The following is a 19531-nucleotide window of genomic DNA, read 5'->3' on the forward strand; positions in this document are numbered from 1 at the left end:
TTTTTTATTACTTAAGGATGCCAATTTCTTTATAGTATTTTTCTGCACCTGGATGAATTGGTAAATTTCCGCGTCCATTCAATGCGTTTTCTTTTGTCATATGTTTTGCCTGTTGGTGTGTGTTTTCATTTGCTTTTTCAATCATTACTTTCGCAAGCTGATATGCTGTCTCATCATCCACTGTATCTGTATTAGCGACTAAAACCGCAAACGCGGAAACAGTGCTGACATCTTTTTTCAACCATTCATATGAACCGGCTTTCATCGTATATCGAGTGTAGCCGCTGTTCTTTTCAACATAAGCCAGTTCTTCACCAGTAATTTCTAAAAATTTCACGTCTTTTACAGATGCTTGCAGTTCATCAATTCCGGCATCAGGCAGGCCAATCAATCCGAACGATGCGTCAATCGTGCCGTCTTGCAGCTTCGCTTTCGCATCGCCGTATCCTTCTTGGTATGCCACATACTCACCATCTTTAATACCGAATGCTGCCAACACGGTTTTTGCGACTGTTTGTGTAGCACCTCCTGGAGGTCCGATCGCGATCCGTTTTCCTTTTAAATCAGCGATAGAATTAATCCCGAAACTTTCTCTCGTCACAATTTGCAATACTTCTGGATAAATATGGCCGATAAACGCGAAATTCTCTACTTTTCTTCCTTTAAAATCTCCCTTTCCTTCGTAAGCATCATATGCCGGAAGGTTTACAGTCATCCCTAAATCGAATTCTCCATTAGCAATTTTGGCGAGGTTTTCAACAGAGGCACCAGATTCAGTGGATGTAACATTGATATTTTTAATATTTTTATTCCAAACATTGGCCATTTCTGCTCCAAGCGGATAATATGTCCCCCCTTGGCTTCCTGTCCCCATCAAGAGGTCAACCGTATCGCCGCTTTTCCCACTGCTTTTTCCTTTATTTTCATTTTTTGCTTCATTGCCGCCACCGCTGCAAGCAGTAGCAATAATTAACATCAGTGTACACAATAAAGTAAGCAATATGGACCTTTTCTTCAACATCCTCATCCCCTTTTTGTTATTTTTTTACATAAAGGTTAATAATTGTTCTTATAACGCATAATGATATAAATAGTAAAACTATTGTATATTTTTATAATATTAACTATTTTTTAGGAACATTCCTCACAAACATCGTAATTTAGCAAGGTATCATGCTTGTTATTGAAAGAAAAAAGGCGGATTTATCGTGAAAAATCCGCCTTTTCCTTCCTACATCTTCTCAAAGCATTGGCAAAATCGCCTCTTGGTATCCCGCTTTTTTCGACTTCAAGTTTAACTGATTGTAGCATCATAGAAATAAGATAAAAATAAAAAGCTGGCTTGATGCAGCCAGCTTTAACTTATTTATCGTTTGTTAATTTCTTCTACTAACAACTTATTGACAAGCGGCGGGTTGGCTTGTCCTTTTGTCGCTTTCATTACTTGGCCGACTAAGAAGCCAAGCGCGCGGTCTTTACCGTTTTTATAATCTTCAACGGATTGCGGATTAGCATCCAACACTTCAAGAACGATTTTGCGCAATGTCGCCTCATCGGAAATTTGCACAAGCCCTTTTTCTTTAACGATTTTTTCTGGGTCTCCGCCTTTTTCGACGAGTTCTTTAAACACTTTTTTTGCGATTTTCGACGAAATCGTGCCGTTTTGAATGAGCTTAATCATGCCCGCTAAGCTTTCTGGCGTCAGCGCGATCTCATGCAGTTCTTTTTGTTCTGCGTTTAAATAGCCAGATACTTCGACCATGAGCCAGTTAGACGCCAATTTCGGATCGGCTCCGTTTGCGACCGTCGCTTCGAAGAAATCGGCCATTTCTTTCGTAAGCGTCAATACTTTTGCATCGTATTCCGGCAAGCCAAGCTCTTCGACATAGCGTTTTTTGCGCGCGTCTGGAAGCTCCGGAATCGAAGCGCGAACGCGTTCTTTCCACTCATCATCGATATATAGCATGACAAGATCTGGTTCTGGGAAGTAGCGATAGTCTTCCGATCCTTCTTTGACGCGCATAAGCACCGTTGTTTTTGTCGCTTCGTCAAAGCGACGCGTTTCTTGCTGGATGACGCCGCCGGAAAGCAAAATTTTCTCTTGCCGTTTCGCTTCGTATTCTAAGCCCATGCGCACGAAGTTAAACGAGTTTAAGTTTTTCAACTCTGTTTTCGTACCAAATTCGGTCGAGCCGATTGGACGAAGGGAAATGTTCGCATCGCAGCGAAGCGAACCTTCTTCCATTTTACAATCGGAAACGCCTGTATATTGGATAATCGATTTTAATTTTTCCAAATACGCATACGCTTCTTCTGGCGAACGGATGTCAGGTTCTGACACAATCTCAATTAACGGTGTGCCTTGACGGTTGAAATCGACGAGTGAATAACCGTCATTTGTATGTGTAAGCTTCCCCGCGTCTTCTTCTAAGTGAATGCGGGTGATGCCGATTTTTTTCTTTTTGCCGTTCACTTCGATTTCAATCCAGCCGTTTTTGCCAAGCGGCTGATCATATTGCGAAATTTGGTACGCTTTTGGGTTATCCGGATAAAAATAGTTTTTACGGTCAAATTTCGTTTCGGTCGCGATTTCGCAGTTTAACGCCATCGCTGCCTTCATCGCAAATTCTACCGCTTGTCTATTCAATACCGGAAGAACCCCTGGATAGCCTAAATCGATCACGTTCGTTTGCGTGTTTGGGGGCGCTCCGAACGCATTTGGACTACTGGAGAAAATTTTCGATTTTGTCTTTAGCTCAACATGAACTTCAAGACCAATGACCGTTTCAAAATTCATCATGTTTCCCCCCTTATAACGCTGGTTTTTGTTTATGATAGTCGGTCGCTTGCTCGAACGCATGAGCGACGCGGTAAATTGTGCTTTCATCAAAATGTTTGCCGATAATTTGCAAGCCGACCGGCAAGCCGTTCACAAATCCGCACGGTACGGAGATTCCAGGAACGCCGGCAAGGTTTACTGGAATCGTTAAAATGTCGTTCGCGTACATCGTTAGCGGGTCATGTGTTTTTTCGCCGATTTTAAATGCTGGTGTCGGCGTCGTTGGCCCGATAATAACGTCATATTTTTCAAATACTTTTTCGAAATCTTGTTTGATTAATGTCCGCACTTGTTGCGCTTTTTTGTAATACGCGTCATAATATCCGGCACTTAACGCGAACGTCCCAAGCATGATGCGGCGTTTCACTTCGTTACCGAAGCCTTCGCTGCGCGTTTGTTTGTACATATCGATCAAGTTTTTCGCATTATCCGTGCGGTATCCGTAACGAACTCCGTCAAAGCGGGCAAGGTTCGCGGATGCTTCCGAAGAAGCAAGCAAATAGTAAGTCGCCAGCGCATACTTCGAGTGCGGAAGTGATACTTCTTCCCATGTCGCTCCTAATTTTTCCAATACTTTTAATGCATCAAGGACGGATTGGCGAACCTCTTCCGCAACACCTTCGCCTAAATATTCTTTCGGCACGGCGATTTTTAAGCCTTTAATGTCGCCGGTAAGCGCCTCTACGTAATTTGGCACTTCTACGTTTGCCGATGTCGAATCCATTGGATCTAAACCAGCGATGACTTGCAATAAGTAGGCGTTATCCTCTACCGTACGCGTAATCGGGCCGATTTGGTCAAGTGAAGAGGCAAACGCGACAAGCCCGAAGCGCGATACACGGCCGTATGTAGGTTTCAGCCCGACAACTCCACAAAATGCCGCCGGCTGGCGAATCGAACCGCCCGTATCAGAACCTAAAGCAAACGGTACTTCGCCTGCCGCTACTGCCGCAGCGGAACCGCCGCTGGAGCCGCCTGGTACGCGCTCTAAATCCCACGGGTTACGCGTGAGTTGAAAACCGGAGTTTTCCGTGGAAGACCCCATGGCAAACTCGTCCATGTTTAATTTTCCAATCGTAATCGCACCGGCTTCGTTTAAGCGCTCCATAACCGTTGCGTCATAAATTGGGTCAAAGTTATATAAAATTTTGCTTGCACATGTTGTGCGCAATCCTTTTGTTACAATATTATCTTTAATGCCAATCGGCATGCCAAAAAGCACGCCAAAATCGTTTCCTTCTTTCGCTAGCTTGTCATCTAACTCTTTCGCTTTCGCGCGAGCGTTTTCTTCATTTAGTGTTAAAAACGCTTGCACTTGTTCTTCCACTTCGCCAATGCGGCGGAATGATTCATCCACTAAATCGGAAACAGAAATTTCTTTTTTTTGTAAAAGGGTATGTAATTCGGAAATTTTATGGTCAAATAATGACATTGCTTCCCCCTCCTTACTCTAAAATGGCTGGTACGCGGAATTGCCCGTCTTGGTGGTCCGGCGCGTTTTTCAACACTTCTTCAAGCGGGAGCCCTGGTGTTGGCACATCTTCACGCATGACATTCTTCATATCAAGTACATGAGATGTTGGCGGTACGTTTTCTGTATCCAACTCGTTTAATTGCTCAGCGAATGTAATAATCGCGTCCAACTGCTTTGTAAACATTTCTGCTTCTTCATCCGTAATCGCCAAACGCGCCAAATGCGCCACATGTTTTACTTGTTCGATGGAAATTCTCGACATTTTTTTCACCTCCAATGAGTTCGACCTACCACAATACTATGATGATACCAAACTTTCATCGAATGAAGCAACATTTGCCGCATTCTATAAAAAAACAAAGATAATCAAGGCGAAACCAATTATCCCTTGATAAAAATCGAACGTACGTGCTATATTAAGGGAAAGATATTATTTTTTGAAAAGAGGGAAATCGATGACCGATGCACTTCTCCAACAAATATTAGATTGTCTTGGGAATATGGAAGACACCTTGCATTGTCTAAACGATGGACAACAGCGACTGGAAACAGAAGTAAAAGATTTACGCAATGGACAACAACAGCTAGAAAACGAAATAAAAAATCTGCGTGATGGGCAAAAGCGGTTAGAAAAAGATGTAAAAGATTTACACGATGGACAAAAACGCTTAGAAAATGAAGTGAAAAATCTACGCGATGGACAAAAACGCCTAGAAAACAAAGTGAAAAATCTACGCGATGGACAAAAACGCCTAGAAAACAAAGTGAAAAATCTACGCGATGGACAAAAATATGTGGAAAAAGAACAGGCTTATTTGAAAGCCGGACTAAAGGAACTGAACGAACTAATGACGGCACTTCTTCACCGGCAAGATGAAACAGATGCCAAACTTGAAGCCCTCACAATGGACGTACACAACATCCACGGTGAAATCACTTCTCTCAAACAAGGCCTTCACAAACTTGAGGAAAAAGTAGATTCCCACTACCAACAGCTGAACGAACGGCTAGACAATATTCAGCTTGATATCGATTTTGCCGTTCATAAAACGACGGAGAATGAGCGTGAACTATATAAAATGAAAAGCAGACTATTTTAGGGCATTTGTTGCCAAACAGTTCTCGCCCCTCTATTTTTGCAAAAAAGGAGAAGCAGCCATGAATGTCACGTTTGACCATATCGTCCACTTTACAAAAAACCCGGAAGAAGCAAAAACCGCATTTCAGCTTATCGGATTTCACGCTATAAACGGTGGAAAGCATCCTTCTTGGGGGACGTATAACTGCCTGAACTACTTTACCGAACTGCGCTACATTGAATGGATCGGCTTTACGGACTTTGATAAAGCAAAAACTTCCGACAATGTATTGATCCAGCAAATCGTCGCGGATTCCTATAAAGGAGAAGGCTTTTCACAATTGGCATTCCGCACAGACGATATCTATTCTGTCATTGCCCACATTCAGGCAAAAGGGCTAAAGCCGATCGGTCCGTTTTCCGGGAGCCGAAAACGTGAAGATGGTAAAGTATTAAGCTGGTCGATGCTGTTTATCGAGGACAAACAAGATGACACATGCCGCTATCCGTTTTTTATCCAATGGGGTGAACCGGAAGAAGCCCGCGCGACGGAAATGGCACCGCTTATGCAACACAGCATCGGATCTCCATCTCTTTCTTATATCGGGATGAATGTAAGCCATCTTGATGAGTCATTGCAAAAATATTGCCATTTATTCGATGTATCCTGCCAGCCTGTAACGCAAAGCAAGGATGAATTTGGCGCCTATTTCGAACTCGCTATCGGAAACATAGTGATCCGCTTATATGAAGCAAAAAGCCTCATTTCCGCCATCGAAAGCGCTCTTATCAACCGTCCGTTTTTATGCGGAATAACCGGAATGCCGGAAAACAAAATCGTCCAGGTAAAAAACGGGGTATATCAGTTTACCGTTTAAGTTGCTTCCACTCAACAAGAGGGAAGCCTTTTTGTTTTGGTTCCGAATGATGCGGCGACTTCTTAGGTGCCTGGCACTATGAACAGAAAAAGAGAATGCTCACTCAAGCATCCTCTTTCATGCTTATGAAATCCATCCGGCTTTTTTCTTTCCTTTTAAAAACTGCATGATCACCCATGCGGCGGTTCGGCTTGTTATGTCACGAAAGTCCACAGTCGGATCCACTTCAACAATATCCATTGCTTTAACAATTTCATATTCTCCTAGTATAGCAATTGCTTCCAATAACGTATAGCTATCCATTCCGCCTGGACCAATGGCAGGGCATCCTGGCGCGAACGCTTGATCCAGAACATCCATGTCCACCGAAACGTAAATAGCATCTACTTCTTGTTTCAGTTTTTCAATGCTTTCCCTTACAATCTCTTGGATGGGCCGTTTGCGAACATCTTTCATGGTATAAATCGCGACACCGTTCTGTTTTCCGTACTCTGTATACGCTTTGCTGTTGGCAAAATCACGGATGCCAATCTGAATAAGATGGTTTCCATCCAATGTTCCCGACTCCATTAAACTTCGAAACGGAGTACCATTCGTTGGCCCACCGTCTTCTAAATTGCGCAAATCGTGATGGGCGTCAAATTGAATGGCTCCGATTTTCTCCCATCGCTTTTGGAATCCGCGAATCGCCGGACAGCTGATCGAGTGATCTCCGCCGAGGACAACTAACAACGAATCTGGATTGGCTGTCATGAGTTGTTCGATCGTTTCAGCAATTCTCTCCTGAGATTGGACAATATCCGTTGGATGCATCAAAATGTCGCCGCAATCTGTCACCTTTATATCCGCCAAATCGATATTTTCCTCAATGGAATAAGTGGTGTAGGAGGAAAGCATTTTTCGGATGGCACTCGGAGCAAAAGACGCTCCCGAGTGGCTGATGGACGCCTTCGATAAAGGAGCTCCAATGAGGCAGACATTTCCCGCCTCATTTCCGTTCCACTTCTGCAATATCTTGCTCGCCTTTGTCACATGGCGGTCTTGAAACAATGCTTCCCCCGCTTCTTTAAGAAAGCGAAACGTTGACATCGTATCCCCCCTTTTTCACCACCGCTTTTCCTTCTTTTAAGACTGTGTGGACATGATTCACTCCGTAATGATAAGGAATGTACGCATAATTCGGCGCGTCCCAAATGACGATATCCGCCTTTCTGCCAATCGCGATGCGTCCTGCTTCCTCGCCGCGATTAATCGCATAAGCGGCATTCACGGTGACGGCATGCCAAATTTCTTCCGGTGTCATGTTGAGTTTTAGCGCCGCTAATGACATAATGAGCTGCAAATTCTCTGTAGGCGAACTTCCGGGATTGAAGTCCGTTGCCAGCGCAACAGCAACTCCCGCTTCAATCATATCGCGCGCTCTTGCATATTTTTCTTTCCCTAAATAAAACGAAGTGCCCGGCAGCAGAACAGCAATTGTATTCGACTTTGCAAGCTGCGCGATGCCAACATCTGATGCGCCAACAAGATGGTCGCCGCTGACCGCTCCCAGTTCAACAGCTAATTCCGTTCCGCCAAGCGGATCGATTTCATCAGCGTGAATTTTCACGGCGAATCCAAGGAATTTTGCTGCTTGTAAAAACGCTCGTGACTGTTCGACTGTAAACACGCCCGTTTCACAAAAAATATCGACAAATTCGGCCAGCTCTTCTTTTTGAATGGTATGAAGCAAAGTTGCCATACGAGCAAGAAACTCGTCCGGATTGTCTTTATACTCTAGCGGAATCGCATGCGCACCGAGAAACGTGGAGACAAGGTCCATCGGGTGTTCTTGTTGGAGGCGTTGAACGACCCGCAGTTGTTTGAGTTCCGTTTCTTCATCCAATCCGTAGCCGCTTTTCGCCTCAACGGTTGTCACACCGTAAGACAGCATCCGATTAAGGTGAAACTTCGCTTTTGCAAAAAGTTCTTCTTCGCTTGCCGCTCTCGTTGCCCGTACTGTTGATAAAATGCCGCCGCCCCTTTTTAAAATCTCTAAGTATGGAACACCTTGTTGTTTTAGTGCAAGTTCATGTTCTCGAGAGCCGCCAAACACAAGGTGTGTATGCGGGTCAACTAACCCTGGTGTCACAAGCTTGCCGTTTGCATCGATTACTTGAGCGGCACGAAATCCTTCTGCTTCCTCATTTGTTCCGATAAATGCAATTTTTTCATCTTTTAAGCCAATCACAGCATTCTCTAGAACGGGGAGCGTTTTCATTTGCTCCCCTTTAGCCGGACCGTTTCCTTCCATTGTTAAAAGCTGTCCAATGTTTGTAATGAGCGTATCGAAATGAGACATTTGTAAACTCCTCCTTACTGGTACTTTCGCATCGGAATCGTGATGCCCATTTCATCGGCGACTTCAATCGCTCGCTCATAACCAGCATCAGCATGGCGAATAATTCCCATGCCGGGATCTGTCGTTAACACGCGCTCTAAACGTTCTTTTGCTAAATCTGTCCCATCCGCAACAACAACCATTCCGGCATGCAGTGAATAGCCCATGCCGACACCGCCGCCATGATGGAAGGAAATCCATGAACCACCGGCTGCCGTGTTAATCAAAGCATTGAGTACCGCCCAGTCGCCAATGGCGTCGCTTCCGTCTTTCATCGCTTCCGTTTCGCGATTTGGCGAAGCAACTGAACCGCAATCCAAATGATCGCGTCCGATGACAATCGGTGCTTTTAACTCTCCTTTGCGCACCAATTCGTTAATGGCAAGCCCCATTTTCACCCGCTCACCATATCCTAACCAGCAAATTCGAGCAGGCAGCCCTTGAAATGCTACTTTCTTCTGCGCCATATCAATCCAGCGAACAAGCGCCTTATTTTCTGGGAACAGTTCTTTAATTAGTGCGTCTGTCCGATAAATATCTTCTGGGTCACCCGATAATGCCGCCCAACGGAACGGTCCTTTTCCTTCGCAGAATAACGGGCGAATATAGGCTGGAACGAACCCTGGAAACGCAAACGCATTCTCAACCCCTTCATCTTTCGCCACTTGGCGAATGTTGTTTCCATAGTCGAATACAATCGCTCCGCGTTTTTGGAACTCAAGCATCGCTTCTACATGTTTGGCCATGCTTTGCTTTGAGCGGCGCACATATTCATCTGGATTGCTCTTGCGCAATGCTGCCGCTTCATCTAGTGACATCCCTTCTGGAATATACCCGTTTAACGGGTCATGCGCCGACGTTTGATCAGTGACGATATCCACTTTTACACCGCGTTTTAACAGCTCATGATGCACTTCTACAGCATTGCCGACAAGTCCGATCGATAGCGGTTCGCCTTTTTCTTTCGCCTCATATGCCCAAAGAAGCGCTTCATCCAATGAATAGGTCATGCGATCACAATATTTTGTATCCAACCGTTTTTGAATGCGGCTTGGGTCGACTTCAACCGCGATGACAACCCCTTCATTCATTGTTACTGCAAGAGGCTGCGCACCTCCCATTCCGCCTAAACCAGCTGTGAGCGTTAACGTCCCTTTTAACGTTCCGCCGAAATGTTTTTTCGCCACTGCAGCAAACGTTTCGTATGTTCCTTGCAAAATTCCTTGCGTCCCGATGTAAATCCAACTGCCCGCTGTCATTTGTCCGTACATGATTAACCCTTTTTTATCTAACTCATGGAAATGATCCCAGTTTGCCCATTTTGGAACAAGGACCGAGTTGGAAATAAGGACTCTCGGCGCGCGTTCATGCGTTTTAAACACTCCAACCGGCTTTCCTGATTGAATGAGGAGCGTCTCATCTTTTTCAAGCTCTCTTAACGTTTTTACAATTGCGTCAAACGCTTCCCAGTTTCGTGCCGCTTTTCCAATGCCTCCGTATACAATAAGCTCCTCTGGTTTCTCGGCAACTTCCGGATCTAAATTGTTATAGAGCATACGAAGAACAGCTTCTTGTTCCCATCCTTCGCACTCTAGCTCAAGACCTTTTTTTGCTTTAATGTTGCGCATCATCGTTTCCCCCCTATGAATATTGATTGGTTGGTGTGATGGTTTGAAGAAAAAAGGGCCAGTCAACACCTTTCAACCATTGCGCTGTTGCTTCGATATCTTTGGAAAAGATGCGATCTTTTGTAATGGATGGAACGATATTTCGTACTGCTTCATAAAGCTTTCTCGTCTTCGGTGCCATGTTTTCCACACCGCGATACTCAACAGCTTGCATGGCACAAATCAGTTCAATCGCAAGTACCCGCCTTGTGTTTTGTAAAATGGCATACGCATGGCGGGAAGCGATCGTGCCCATGCTTACATGATCTTCTTGATTCGCAGACGATGGAATCGAATCGACGCTTGCCGGATGAGCGAACGTTTTATTTTCAGATACGAGCGACGCTGCAGTATACTGCATAATCATCGCTCCTGACTGCAAACCTGGAGCCGGGCTTAAAAACGGCGGCAAATCATTTAATTGCGGATTTACCAGCCGTTCTATTCGACGCTCTGAAATGTTCGCAAGCTCAGCAATAGCAATTTTCATAAAGTCCATCGCAAACGCAATCGGCTGACCGTGGAAATTCCCGCCGGAAATCACCTTCGCTCCTCCTTCAAAAATGAGCGGATTGTCCGTTGCTGCGTTGATTTCAATTTCCAGCTTTTCTTTTACATAATCAAGCACTTGCCAAGAAGCTCCATGCACTTGCGGGATACAGCGAAGCGAGTAAGCGTCTTGCACACGCAACTCGCCTTGTCTTGTCGTCAATTTGCTGCCCGCTAAATAATCGCGAATTCTTGCTGCCACTTCCACCTGTTGCCTGTAACCACGGACGAGATGCACATGTTCATCAAATGCATCAATAATGCCACGCAAGCCTTCGATCGTCATAGCGGCAATCGCTTCGCTTTCATACGCCAGCTGTTCCGCTTCTAAATAAACCACTACTCCCATCGCCGTCATTGCCTGAGTGCCGTTAATAAGTGCCAATCCTTCTTTCGCCTTTAACGTAATCGGCGCAATGCCTTCTGCTGATAATGCTTTTATAGCGGGAACTCGCTTGCCTCGATAAAACACTTCTCCTTCTCCTAAAAGGGCAAGCGCCAGATGGGAAAGCGGAGCGAGATCGCCGCTTGCCCCAAGCGAGCCTTGTTGTGGAATGACTGGATGAATTTTAGCGTTCAATAAATCCAACAACCGTTCAATAACGATTGGCCGCACACCGGAATACCCTTTTAAAAGAGCATTAGCCCGAAGAAGGAGCATGGCGCGAGACACCTCTTCCGGAAACGGCTCCCCTACTCCGCACGCGTGCGAATGAATTAAATTCCATTGCAGTTCTTCGACATCGTCAGCGGCAATCAAGACGTCGCTGAACTTTCCGAATCCTGTATTAATGCCATACACCACATTTTTATTCCCCACAATCTCTTCCACCGCTTTTCTGCTTCGTTCCACCGCCTCCATACTCTCTTTAGAGGCAATGACAAATTCATCACGGTACAATACCCGTTTTACTTCCTCTAGCGTTAACGTATGACCGGTTAAAACGACCATGTTTCCCCACCCTCTCCATCGCACTTTAGCGAAATAAAGAAGGAGGCTATATCCGCAATACACACATTGCGGATGCAGCCTCCTCATGACTAAAAAACTATAGGCTTCCTATTTTAAATATGGTTGATTCCTAATCCAATCGTTTCATGTTCCAGCCCGCGAATCGGTGCGCCAATTGTACCATATAAGGCAACGGCGATCCATTCTCCTTCTTTGCTGTTTTCATACGGGTTTCCTCGGACAACAGCGAAACGAAGACCGACGGTTCTCATTAAATCTCCTAACTCGACCTGTCCTCTCGTTACGCCCTGCACCGCCTCAACTACCGCATGATACAGCGCGTGCATTTCTCGATATAGCTCACCGTTCACAACATTGTTTCGCTTCGCTGCCGTTTCAACGGAAGCAACGATTTTTTGCAGTTCCATTGAACCGACTTTTCCTTTGCAATAACGCCATTGCAAGTTGTCTAAATGAGCGGTGATTTTTCCTTCTTCTTCCTCTTCGAAAAGCGCTAAGAGCACCGCATTGCGGCCAATTCTTCCTTTTGCCTGCTTCAACACGCAAATCAGCACCTATTTTTAAAATTTTCTAAACAAACTAATAACTTACTATTATTGTAATGGCTTTGTTTTTTTATTGTCAATTATTTTTTACCATATTTTAACAAGTTAGCAAAGTAATGAATTAACAAGTTAAAAGGAAAGGAATTTGGATTGCATTGGCGAGGCTGGGAATTAACATGATGGAAAAGAAAACATCACTAAGTTAACACCGACATCGGTGATCATAGTAAAGACCTCTTTTCTGTCATAGCAGCAATAGTTTTCTTGAGGACCTGGACATGTCGATCCTGAACCGTGAAACGCATGGCGGACAAATTTATTTGTCTGATAGCGTTTTCGTTCAGCGAAGTGGCAGAAAAGCTTGCTCATGTCGGAATTTTAATCCAAACCTAACTTGCTGACAAAATGACAAAAGAAATGAATAACATGTAATGCGAAAAATCTTCCTGATTTAATTTAGATTGATGTATTTTGGAGGAGATGTTTTCGCACAAACGACAAGTCCATCGTAACAAGCAATAGGCTTGATAAGATTTAATTGCTTCCCTTCATGCATCGTGTAAGTATGCTTGAAAAGCCAACGATTTTGAGGCACTTTTCTTTGCCGCGAGATATCTAAAAAGCCAATTTCGTGTCCTACTTGCTTGATTCGAAACTCGATGCTATCTTGATCAGGCTGCTGTACTTCATATACACTGCGATTATTTTCCGCTGCTTGTCCACTATACATAAAAAACCCAATGGTATAGGAGAATTGCTTGATTTTGGGAGGTAAATAAGAAAATGTCGATAGAAACCCTAGTAATCTCCTAGATTGCTTCATTATATGCCCATTGTGCGCCCATATTATTATCTTTTCATTAGGAAACATCTCTTGTGCCAGCCATGAAATATTGTCAGCCATTGCCTTATTTCGGATTTTTATCGCTTTCATGAAATGGGAAGAGATCATCTGCATAAGGAAAATTCGGTTTTGCAAAATTCGGTTCACAAGCAAAAAAGCGTCTTTTCCAAATTTATTTTGTAACTCAAGACTGTTTTTATCTAATAAAAAGAGGAATTCTTGATAAAGAGCCATCAATTCTTTGCATTTTCGCTTACGTTCCTTTTTGGAAATTGACGGACTACGGGAATTGACATATTGGTAAAGCATTTCTTGTTCCAACTCTACTATTTTCTCACCATAGGCCTTATCCATATTTGAAAACATTTTTGAGAGAAATTTGCCAGTAATATGATCGTTTGAGGCAGGCTGAATATCCAATCCTGTTAAGATGAGAGGCTGATTGGATAATTGTGTTTCCTTCACATAATGAAAGAGAGTCTCGACTTCCTCCGTATGCCAGACTTTAAACAAAGAATGTTTCATCCATTGCCTTATATCCAGTTGATCCTGTTGATAAAAGCATAAGCTGCAGTCACTAAAACTACTTTCGAATGCTAAAACTCGAAACCCCAATTCTTTATGTAAGTACTTAATCATCTTTGTTTTAATCTGGCTATGCTCTGCCACGCCGTGGCCATTCTCTCCCAAAAAAACGATCCGTTTATTTTGCAGTAAAGGTTTTAAAAAATACAAATCGGAATCATCATCGAATTCATGCAATTGTATACGGTACGTATGACCTTTGAGCCAATCGATTTCAGAAGAAATATTATTTTTACGGTAAAACATGTGTTTATCACCTTTTTTAATAAGTCCATACTATACCAGTAGCATTACGTAAAAAGGTTCAACCCAATAAGTTTAGCAGCATCGGTCAAACAAACATCTTAAAATTTTTCATTTGTCATCGTTCCTCTCTCCTTTTCAGCGGAACCCCCGTTAACAAAATCCAACTGTATGCCCATAATAACCAAGAACCAAAATATCGATCAGATTCTACTGGTAAATTAGTAAACACTTCTGGAAAGATAACCAATACAATCGTATCAATGAACATGCCGGGAAGCGCAATAAATATAGCAGCTTTTAAACGCTCATCTTTTTTTAAACCTTTAAGTTTGTATAGAGGATAGGTTAATAAAAAAATGAGCGGAACAACAAGCAGATAGGACAGTAGAAGAAGCAAAGCATTTTCTGGATTGAAGAAAAAATGTCCAAAAAATCGGAAAATGAGGGTTGCTCCTAACCAGACAAGAAAGCCCCAAATTAGAAAATGCATGAACAGCACTCCTTTATTCTAAAAATGCTTGAAAGAGTATCATAATAGCATTTCACCAACGATCCTGATAAATCATGACCCTTCACAGACGATCCTTATTTCTTTTCGGCAATGAAAGTTCTAATAAAAAATAATGGATAGATAATCAAATACAAGTTGATAGCCCACAAAGTTATGTCAAAATTCTTGCTAAAAACCCAAAATGCAATGGCTTGTAAGCCAGAACAAAAAGTCAAAACAAGAGAAATCAAAGCATAGTTCATCCACGCTGGGTTATTTTTATTATATTGATATATACTGTAAAGACCCGTTATAGAAATAAAATATCTAACGGAAAAAAAGACCAGTTCCATGCGATAATAATCGGGTTATCATAGTCCTTAAACGCCACACTTTCAGGTATAAGATGAAAAAAAGTAATGAACCAGTATACAATAAACCCAATATCAGTTACTAAAAAAAATGGTTTCAAGTACTTCATTTTTTCCTTCAACACAATTCATCCATTCTACAGATTTTCTGCTCATGTTTCATCAACCTAGAAGACAGACTGTAACCTACCAAAACAAAACACATGATATAAAGAGCTGTTGATAAACCAAATAAATCGGCCAGTCCTCCTCCTGCAATTGGACCAAGTATCATCCCTAAGGAATATGCCATAATGAATCTCTCCTTATAATTTTTATGTAATCAAAAATGGCTCTTGCGTTCTTTTGTCTCACACACTTTTTTTAAAATTATTCTTACTTATCTTAATTATACATCCATTTTCTTTCCTTTTTACCGCCAACATGGTGTCGAAACCCCGCCATTTTTTTGACGGAGTACCGACACGAAATGCCGATTCCTAAAAAAGACAAAACGCCTCACCGATTCGATGAAGGCGTTAGCAACATATGAAGCTCTGGAATGAGCCCTAATTGTTTTGCTTTTTCCACTGCTTCTATCCGTGAAGATACATGCAGCTTCGTAAAGATATGCGATAAGTGTCTTTCTACACTTCGCTGGCTTATATGACGCTTTTTGGCAATGTCTTTATTACATAGTCCATTGGCAACTTCCATTAATATTTCTTGCTCAAGCTGGCTCAGCGCAGCCTGTTTTCCATTTTCCTCTATCTTCGCCCTTACTTCGCAAAGACGCAGTTGTCGCAGTAAATGCACAGGGATGACCGCTTCATCTCTTAATGCACAGCGAATCGCTGTAATTAGCTGGTCTCTTGTTGCTGTTTTACTGATAAAGCCCGTAACGCCTGATTCAATCAAATAATTAAAAAAAGGAGCAACATCATATCCGGTATAGATGACAATTTTCGCATTCGGTTGTTTTTGGAGAATTCGCTTACTTAATTCAATACCGTTCATATCCGGCATACGCCAATCAAGCAAATACACATCATACGTACGTTGTCCTATTATTTGTTCCGCTTCTGTGCCAGATGTAACGAGTTCTACTTGAAAGTCTTGTTCGCTCTCGAGCATGTTCTTTGTCCCCTCGCCAACAAGGCGGTGATCATCCACAATTAAAATGCGAATCATCTTATTTTTCTCCTTCCTATGCTTATAATGGAATGGATATGCGTATATCTAATCCTTCTCCAAGTTGCGATGTCATCTTGTAAGTTCCTCCTAAGCCTTGCACGCGTTCTTTGATGCCAAACAATCCAAGCTTTCTATGATCTTGACGTAACGTTTTCATATCCATCCCTATACCATTATCCATGTAATGAAGTTGGATTTCCTCGTTTCGAGTTTCCAATGTTAATTTAATATATGATGCCTGTGAATGTTTTAGCGCATTGTTTAATAATTCTTGGATAATCCGATAAATAGCAAGCTCCTGTTCTTCTTCTAATTTGGCTAATAAATGAACATTCCATTCTACCTTTATATTCGCACGTAATTGGAACCGTTGGATTAACTGTACGATCGCTTCCTTTAATCCGATTTGACTCAAAAATGGCGGTCTTAATTCATGACATATTTCCCTTGTTAAATCAATGATATCTACGATTTCTTCTTCGATGTCGCTTAGCTGCTTTTTCATTTCATCCATACGCATATTTTGAACGCGCAAACTCTCCACTTTCCGTTTTAAAACAATTAAATCTTGAAGAATCGTATCGTGCAAATCAATGGATAACTTTCTTCTTTCCTTTTCCGACCATTGAAAGATCAAACGAGTGAGCCAAATAGAATTTCTGCTTTCCTTTAGATTGTCTAACTCTTTTATTAAATCCTCTACTTTGGCCATATTTTCAATCGTGATGCTGGTATAATAGACAATAGTCGATAACCAATCTGTTTGTTCTGCCGTAAATGGAATAGGATGTTTCTTTTTTCCTATTAATAGTAAAGGACCTTGCCGGAACGAGCCTACAAAAACCGCAAACAAACGCTTATTTTCAATGATTTTCCCAATCGAAAGTGGTTTTCTATCCATCTTTTTGGTTAGTTTCATCCACTCTTTTTCATCACATTGAAAAGGTGCTTGCATATTTTTAATTGCTGGTTGTACAAAAGCCAGTTCCTCTATAGCTAATAATTCGCTCACCTCTTTTTCTAGGCATTGGATCACTTCTTGCATGTTTTTCTGTTTTTTTAATGCTTCGCCGATCCGATATATACTTTCTTGATAAAAGTCTTTTTGTACGTATAACTTCGTCCTTAATGTTCGATCGAAACATCCTTTTAAATAGAGAGCAAGGATATTTATTACATAAATCAGTAAAAACAACAAAGCAAGCTCTACAAGCCCTCTCGCTTCATTGACAAATTTGATATAAAGCAATGTAACAAGAAAAGATGGAAGTAAAGATAAAAAGGCATAGTACACAAAATGATTGATGGAAAACTGTAATTGAAATAGCCGATCCGTACAAATTAAATAAAGAAAGACAGATGGCAGCACAAAAAGCGAGGTAACAGTTAATTCAGCTGGTAATACCCATTTTCCAATAATTAAAACCGGGAGACTATAAAATAAAATAAATGGTGCAACAGATAGACCAATTGCGAAAAACAACCCTTTGACCGTATTTTGCTGTTCATCTTTTTTAAGATAAACCAATCCTTTTCCTAACAAAGCAAGAATGATGACCATGTTGATAAAAAATGTAGTCAATAGCACTTCTGCTTCACTGATCGAACGAAACGATAAAGACATGAGTGAGACAACAAACATCACAAAGTTAAACCCATAAAGAGAAAAGATGATTTTGTTCGTAAACCACAATTTCTTTTCTTTTTCAAAATAATGATGAACGAAATGCAAAAAGACGGCAGGTAAGATTAAAAATATACCGTTAAACATTTGCCGCCCAAACAGTGCATATTTTGCTGATAAGCTCGCACTTATATAACAAAGCCCTATCAATAACAAAAAGTAAATAAGCACGGTTGCCGCTTTATCATGTGGCCACAGACGAAGCAAAAAAATGCTTAAACTAACAGTGAATAGAAAAAAAACAGCTGGTAAAGCAATATAATACAACCACTGTTTCGCTCCATTCGATCGATAATCAACCGTCAACATTTGAATTTGATTTTCTCTCTGAATCGTTATTGTTTTCGCTTGTTCAATTGTTTTGTATTTTCGGACAGTAAAATGAGAGAGCGGGGGCTCCCCATCTACTTTCAGCACTTGATCATTAACATGAATATTTTGTTTTTCCGCCCATCCAAATTCGTAAATATCGTTAACAATGATATCACCATTCTTATTTTCCACTACATCAATGCCGATCAGTGGATATTTAACATTTAAAATAGTTAAATATATTGCTAAAATCGAAGCAACAATCATTACAATGACCATTCGACTCATCGTTATCTACTTCCAATATCCAAGCGGCTCCATCGATTCACTAAATACCTTTACAACCGCTTTTACCTCTAACTCACTTAAACCTATCAAGCTCACCGTACCATTTTGTAATTTTCCGATGACTTCTGGATGTTCTACAAGAAAACGGATCATTTCTTGCATTTCCAATTACCTCCAAACATTATGAAATTAATGATTTGAGTTCAATTTTATACTTATCGTCCACATCCAGCTTCTCGATTTCTTGTAACGCCTTTTCCTTGTAAATCTGTCCTATTACTTTTGCATAGTAAAACGCTCCTTCCTGCTCCATTTGTTGAATGGCTGTTTCTTTTTGATTATAAAGCTTATTGTAATCAACATGGTTGCTAAAATACTGTTTCAACAAGTTATCCCGTTTACTGGCCAGCATGTACAATACCGGAAGCGATTTCTTCTTTGCTTTAATGTCGTTCTTCTCCTCCCAACGATACAACGCATCGATATCATTGTCGATTTGTGCAGCAATTCCTATATCATTGGCATACTTTTCAATGATGACAGTGTTTTTTTCAGCGCCTGCCAATGCAGTTCCGACGAAACATGCCATGGCTACTAGAGAACCTGATTTTTTCTTCACCATCTGTAAATAATCTGTTTCCGTCTGTATGTCATTTGTGACATCCATATGCTGCCCATTTACGCTTTGAAGCAATCGAGATGAAACGTAAAACTGCGCTTTTGCTTTCTTATCATTATCAATAGGTAAATCCGCAATGACTTTTTGTCCTAGGAACAATAATCCGACGACGACATGAAGAAAGGTGGCAAGAGGGACTTGTCTCCACGAGATTTCCAAGCTGTCTTGATCAATGAGATCATCGAGCATATCTCCAGCCAACATCAGCAGTTCTACAGCCGCTGCAATTTGTTCGCTTTCCTTCATATTTTCGGAAAACATCTGATAATGCACACCAGCTAAGCGGCCGAACAAAAAATTGCTTCGTTTTGCATGCTCCTCTATTGATGTCAACACCAATTCTTTTAAAGACGTCACGGAAAAAGACGATTCGACAATCTCTTTCATTGTCATCTTCACTGTCTCTTTTTCTATCATTTCATCAACATCTCACACAAATATTTCCAAATGGATAAATTACAACAAAATTGGTGAAA

General features: G+C 41.8%; 18 protein-coding genes and 1 pseudogene. 2 read left to right on the forward strand and 17 right to left on the reverse strand.

All coding sequences use genetic code 11. From position 1 onward, the window contains the following. Positions 1–7 precede the first annotated feature (7 nt). From QSJ37_RS16830 to gatC, 4 genes are all read right to left on the reverse strand, one after another. Positions 8–1021: a TAXI family TRAP transporter solute-binding subunit gene (locus QSJ37_RS16830; protein ID WP_285756357.1), complete on the reverse strand. Its 1014-nt coding sequence runs from the start codon at positions 1019–1021 to the stop codon at positions 8–10. Positions 1022–1366: 345 nt separating this feature from the next. Then, a complete protein-coding gene (gatB, locus tag QSJ37_RS16835; RefSeq protein ID WP_285756416.1) occupies positions 1367–2797 on the reverse strand; it encodes an Asp-tRNA(Asn)/Glu-tRNA(Gln) amidotransferase subunit GatB in 1431 nt (476 codons plus the stop codon). A 13-nt stretch (positions 2798–2810) separates the two neighbouring features. Then, positions 2811–4271, reverse strand: coding sequence for an Asp-tRNA(Asn)/Glu-tRNA(Gln) amidotransferase subunit GatA (gene gatA / locus QSJ37_RS16840; RefSeq protein WP_012749031.1), 1461 nt, complete (start codon positions 4269–4271; stop codon positions 2811–2813). A gap of 13 nt (positions 4272–4284) precedes the next feature. Beyond that, positions 4285–4575: an Asp-tRNA(Asn)/Glu-tRNA(Gln) amidotransferase subunit GatC gene (gatC, locus tag QSJ37_RS16845; RefSeq protein WP_012749030.1), complete on the reverse strand. Its 291-nt coding sequence runs from the start codon at positions 4573–4575 to the stop codon at positions 4285–4287. A gap of 193 nt (positions 4576–4768) precedes the next feature. Between gatC and QSJ37_RS16850 the strand changes: the two genes are divergently transcribed. Together QSJ37_RS16850 and QSJ37_RS16855 are read left to right on the forward strand one after the other, a co-directional pair. Next, the gene (locus tag QSJ37_RS16850; protein WP_285756358.1) at positions 4769–5413 is read left to right on the forward strand and encodes a hypothetical protein; all 645 of its coding nucleotides are present in this window, start codon (positions 4769–4771) and stop codon (positions 5411–5413) included. 58 nt (positions 5414–5471) lie between these two features. Beyond that, the gene (locus QSJ37_RS16855; protein WP_285756359.1) at positions 5472–6269 is read left to right on the forward strand and encodes a VOC family protein; all 798 of its coding nucleotides are present in this window, start codon (positions 5472–5474) and stop codon (positions 6267–6269) included. Between the two features lie 123 nt (positions 6270–6392). Here QSJ37_RS16855 and hutG read toward each other — a convergent pair whose 3' ends face one another. The 13 genes and pseudogenes from hutG to QSJ37_RS16920 form a co-directional block, all read right to left on the reverse strand. Further along, entirely contained in the window at positions 6393–7358 is a 966-nt protein-coding gene (gene hutG / locus QSJ37_RS16860; RefSeq protein ID WP_285756360.1) for a formimidoylglutamase, read from the reverse strand. Beyond that, positions 7336–8610: an imidazolonepropionase gene (gene hutI, locus QSJ37_RS16865; protein ID WP_285756361.1), complete on the reverse strand. Its 1275-nt coding sequence runs from the start codon at positions 8608–8610 to the stop codon at positions 7336–7338. The genes hutG and hutI overlap by 23 nt, the downstream gene beginning before the upstream one ends. A gap of 14 nt (positions 8611–8624) precedes the next feature. Continuing rightward, positions 8625–10277, reverse strand: coding sequence for a urocanate hydratase (gene hutU, locus QSJ37_RS16870; RefSeq protein WP_285756417.1), 1653 nt, complete (start codon positions 10275–10277; stop codon positions 8625–8627). A gap of 13 nt (positions 10278–10290) precedes the next feature. Then, complete coding sequence (gene hutH, locus QSJ37_RS16875; protein WP_285756362.1) at positions 10291–11817, reverse strand: histidine ammonia-lyase; 1527 nt, start codon at positions 11815–11817, stop codon at positions 10291–10293. A 113-nt stretch (positions 11818–11930) separates the two neighbouring features. Further along, positions 11931–12380 (reverse strand): histidine utilization transcription antiterminator HutP, encoded by a 450-nt coding sequence (gene hutP / locus QSJ37_RS16880; RefSeq protein WP_012749025.1) that lies wholly within the window; start codon positions 12378–12380, stop codon positions 11931–11933. Positions 12381–12834: 454 nt separating this feature from the next. After that, a complete protein-coding gene (locus QSJ37_RS16885; RefSeq protein WP_285756363.1) occupies positions 12835–14058 on the reverse strand; it encodes an erythromycin esterase family protein in 1224 nt (407 codons plus the stop codon). A gap of 115 nt (positions 14059–14173) precedes the next feature. Further along, positions 14174–14548, reverse strand: a complete 375-nt coding sequence (locus tag QSJ37_RS16890; RefSeq protein WP_013877578.1) for a DUF5367 domain-containing protein — start codon at positions 14546–14548, stop codon at positions 14174–14176. A 95-nt stretch (positions 14549–14643) separates the two neighbouring features. After that, positions 14644–15029, reverse strand: a pseudogene (locus tag QSJ37_RS16895) (YvaD family protein). A gap of 8 nt (positions 15030–15037) precedes the next feature. Continuing rightward, positions 15038–15211, reverse strand: a complete 174-nt coding sequence (locus QSJ37_RS16900) for a hypothetical protein (protein ID WP_013877579.1) — start codon at positions 15209–15211, stop codon at positions 15038–15040. Positions 15212–15417: 206 nt separating this feature from the next. Beyond that, positions 15418–16089 (reverse strand): response regulator transcription factor, encoded by a 672-nt coding sequence (locus QSJ37_RS16905; RefSeq protein WP_097354065.1) that lies wholly within the window; start codon positions 16087–16089, stop codon positions 15418–15420. 22 nt (positions 16090–16111) lie between these two features. After that, complete coding sequence (locus tag QSJ37_RS16910) at positions 16112–18376, reverse strand: ATP-binding protein (RefSeq protein WP_285756365.1); 2265 nt, start codon at positions 18374–18376, stop codon at positions 16112–16114. Positions 18377–18382: 6 nt separating this feature from the next. Further along, positions 18383–18538: a competence pheromone ComX gene (gene comX, locus QSJ37_RS16915; RefSeq protein WP_097354063.1), complete on the reverse strand. Its 156-nt coding sequence runs from the start codon at positions 18536–18538 to the stop codon at positions 18383–18385. A gap of 19 nt (positions 18539–18557) precedes the next feature. Further along, the gene (locus QSJ37_RS16920) at positions 18558–19448 is read right to left on the reverse strand and encodes a polyprenyl synthetase family protein (protein ID WP_285756366.1); all 891 of its coding nucleotides are present in this window, start codon (positions 19446–19448) and stop codon (positions 18558–18560) included. Between the last annotated feature and the right edge of the window lie 83 nt (positions 19449–19531).

This window comes from Parageobacillus sp. G301 (assembly GCF_030268025.1).
GTDB lineage: Bacteria > Bacillota > Bacilli > Bacillales > Anoxybacillaceae > Parageobacillus_B > Parageobacillus_B toebii.

What these genes read in the sequence shown, in the direction of transcription:
- QSJ37_RS16830 (WP_285756357.1), bottom strand. Translation starts at nt 1,021, where the DNA reads ATGTTGAAGAAAAGGTCCATATTGCTTACTTTATTGTGTACACTGATG.
- gatB (WP_285756416.1), bottom strand. Translation starts at nt 2,797, where the DNA reads ATGAATTTTGAAACGGTCATTGGTCTTGAAGTTCATGTTGAGCTAAAG.
- gatA (WP_012749031.1), bottom strand. Translation starts at nt 4,271, where the DNA reads ATGTCATTATTTGACCATAAAATTTCCGAATTACATACCCTTTTACAA.
- gatC (WP_012749030.1), bottom strand. Translation starts at nt 4,575, where the DNA reads ATGTCGAGAATTTCCATCGAACAAGTAAAACATGTGGCGCATTTGGCG.
- QSJ37_RS16850 (WP_285756358.1), top strand. Translation starts at nt 4,769, where the DNA reads ATGACCGATGCACTTCTCCAACAAATATTAGATTGTCTTGGGAATATG.
- QSJ37_RS16855 (WP_285756359.1), top strand. Translation starts at nt 5,472, where the DNA reads ATGAATGTCACGTTTGACCATATCGTCCACTTTACAAAAAACCCGGAA.
- hutG (WP_285756360.1), bottom strand. Translation starts at nt 7,358, where the DNA reads ATGTCAACGTTTCGCTTTCTTAAAGAAGCGGGGGAAGCATTGTTTCAA.
- hutI (WP_285756361.1), bottom strand. Translation starts at nt 8,610, where the DNA reads ATGTCTCATTTCGATACGCTCATTACAAACATTGGACAGCTTTTAACA.
- hutU (WP_285756417.1), bottom strand. Translation starts at nt 10,277, where the DNA reads ATGCGCAACATTAAAGCAAAAAAAGGTCTTGAGCTAGAGTGCGAAGGA.
- hutH (WP_285756362.1), bottom strand. Translation starts at nt 11,817, where the DNA reads ATGGTCGTTTTAACCGGTCATACGTTAACGCTAGAGGAAGTAAAACGG.
- QSJ37_RS16885 (WP_285756363.1), bottom strand. Translation starts at nt 14,058, where the DNA reads ATGTTTTACCGTAAAAATAATATTTCTTCTGAAATCGATTGGCTCAAA.
- QSJ37_RS16890 (WP_013877578.1), bottom strand. Translation starts at nt 14,548, where the DNA reads ATGCATTTTCTAATTTGGGGCTTTCTTGTCTGGTTAGGAGCAACCCTC.
- QSJ37_RS16900 (WP_013877579.1), bottom strand. Translation starts at nt 15,211, where the DNA reads ATGGCATATTCCTTAGGGATGATACTTGGTCCAATTGCAGGAGGAGGA.
- QSJ37_RS16905 (WP_097354065.1), bottom strand. Translation starts at nt 16,089, where the DNA reads ATGATTCGCATTTTAATTGTGGATGATCACCGCCTTGTTGGCGAGGGG.
- QSJ37_RS16910 (WP_285756365.1), bottom strand. Translation starts at nt 18,376, where the DNA reads ATGAGTCGAATGGTCATTGTAATGATTGTTGCTTCGATTTTAGCAATA.
- comX (WP_097354063.1), bottom strand. Translation starts at nt 18,538, where the DNA reads ATGCAAGAAATGATCCGTTTTCTTGTAGAACATCCAGAAGTCATCGGA.
- QSJ37_RS16920 (WP_285756366.1), bottom strand. Translation starts at nt 19,448, where the DNA reads ATGACAATGAAAGAGATTGTCGAATCGTCTTTTTCCGTGACGTCTTTA.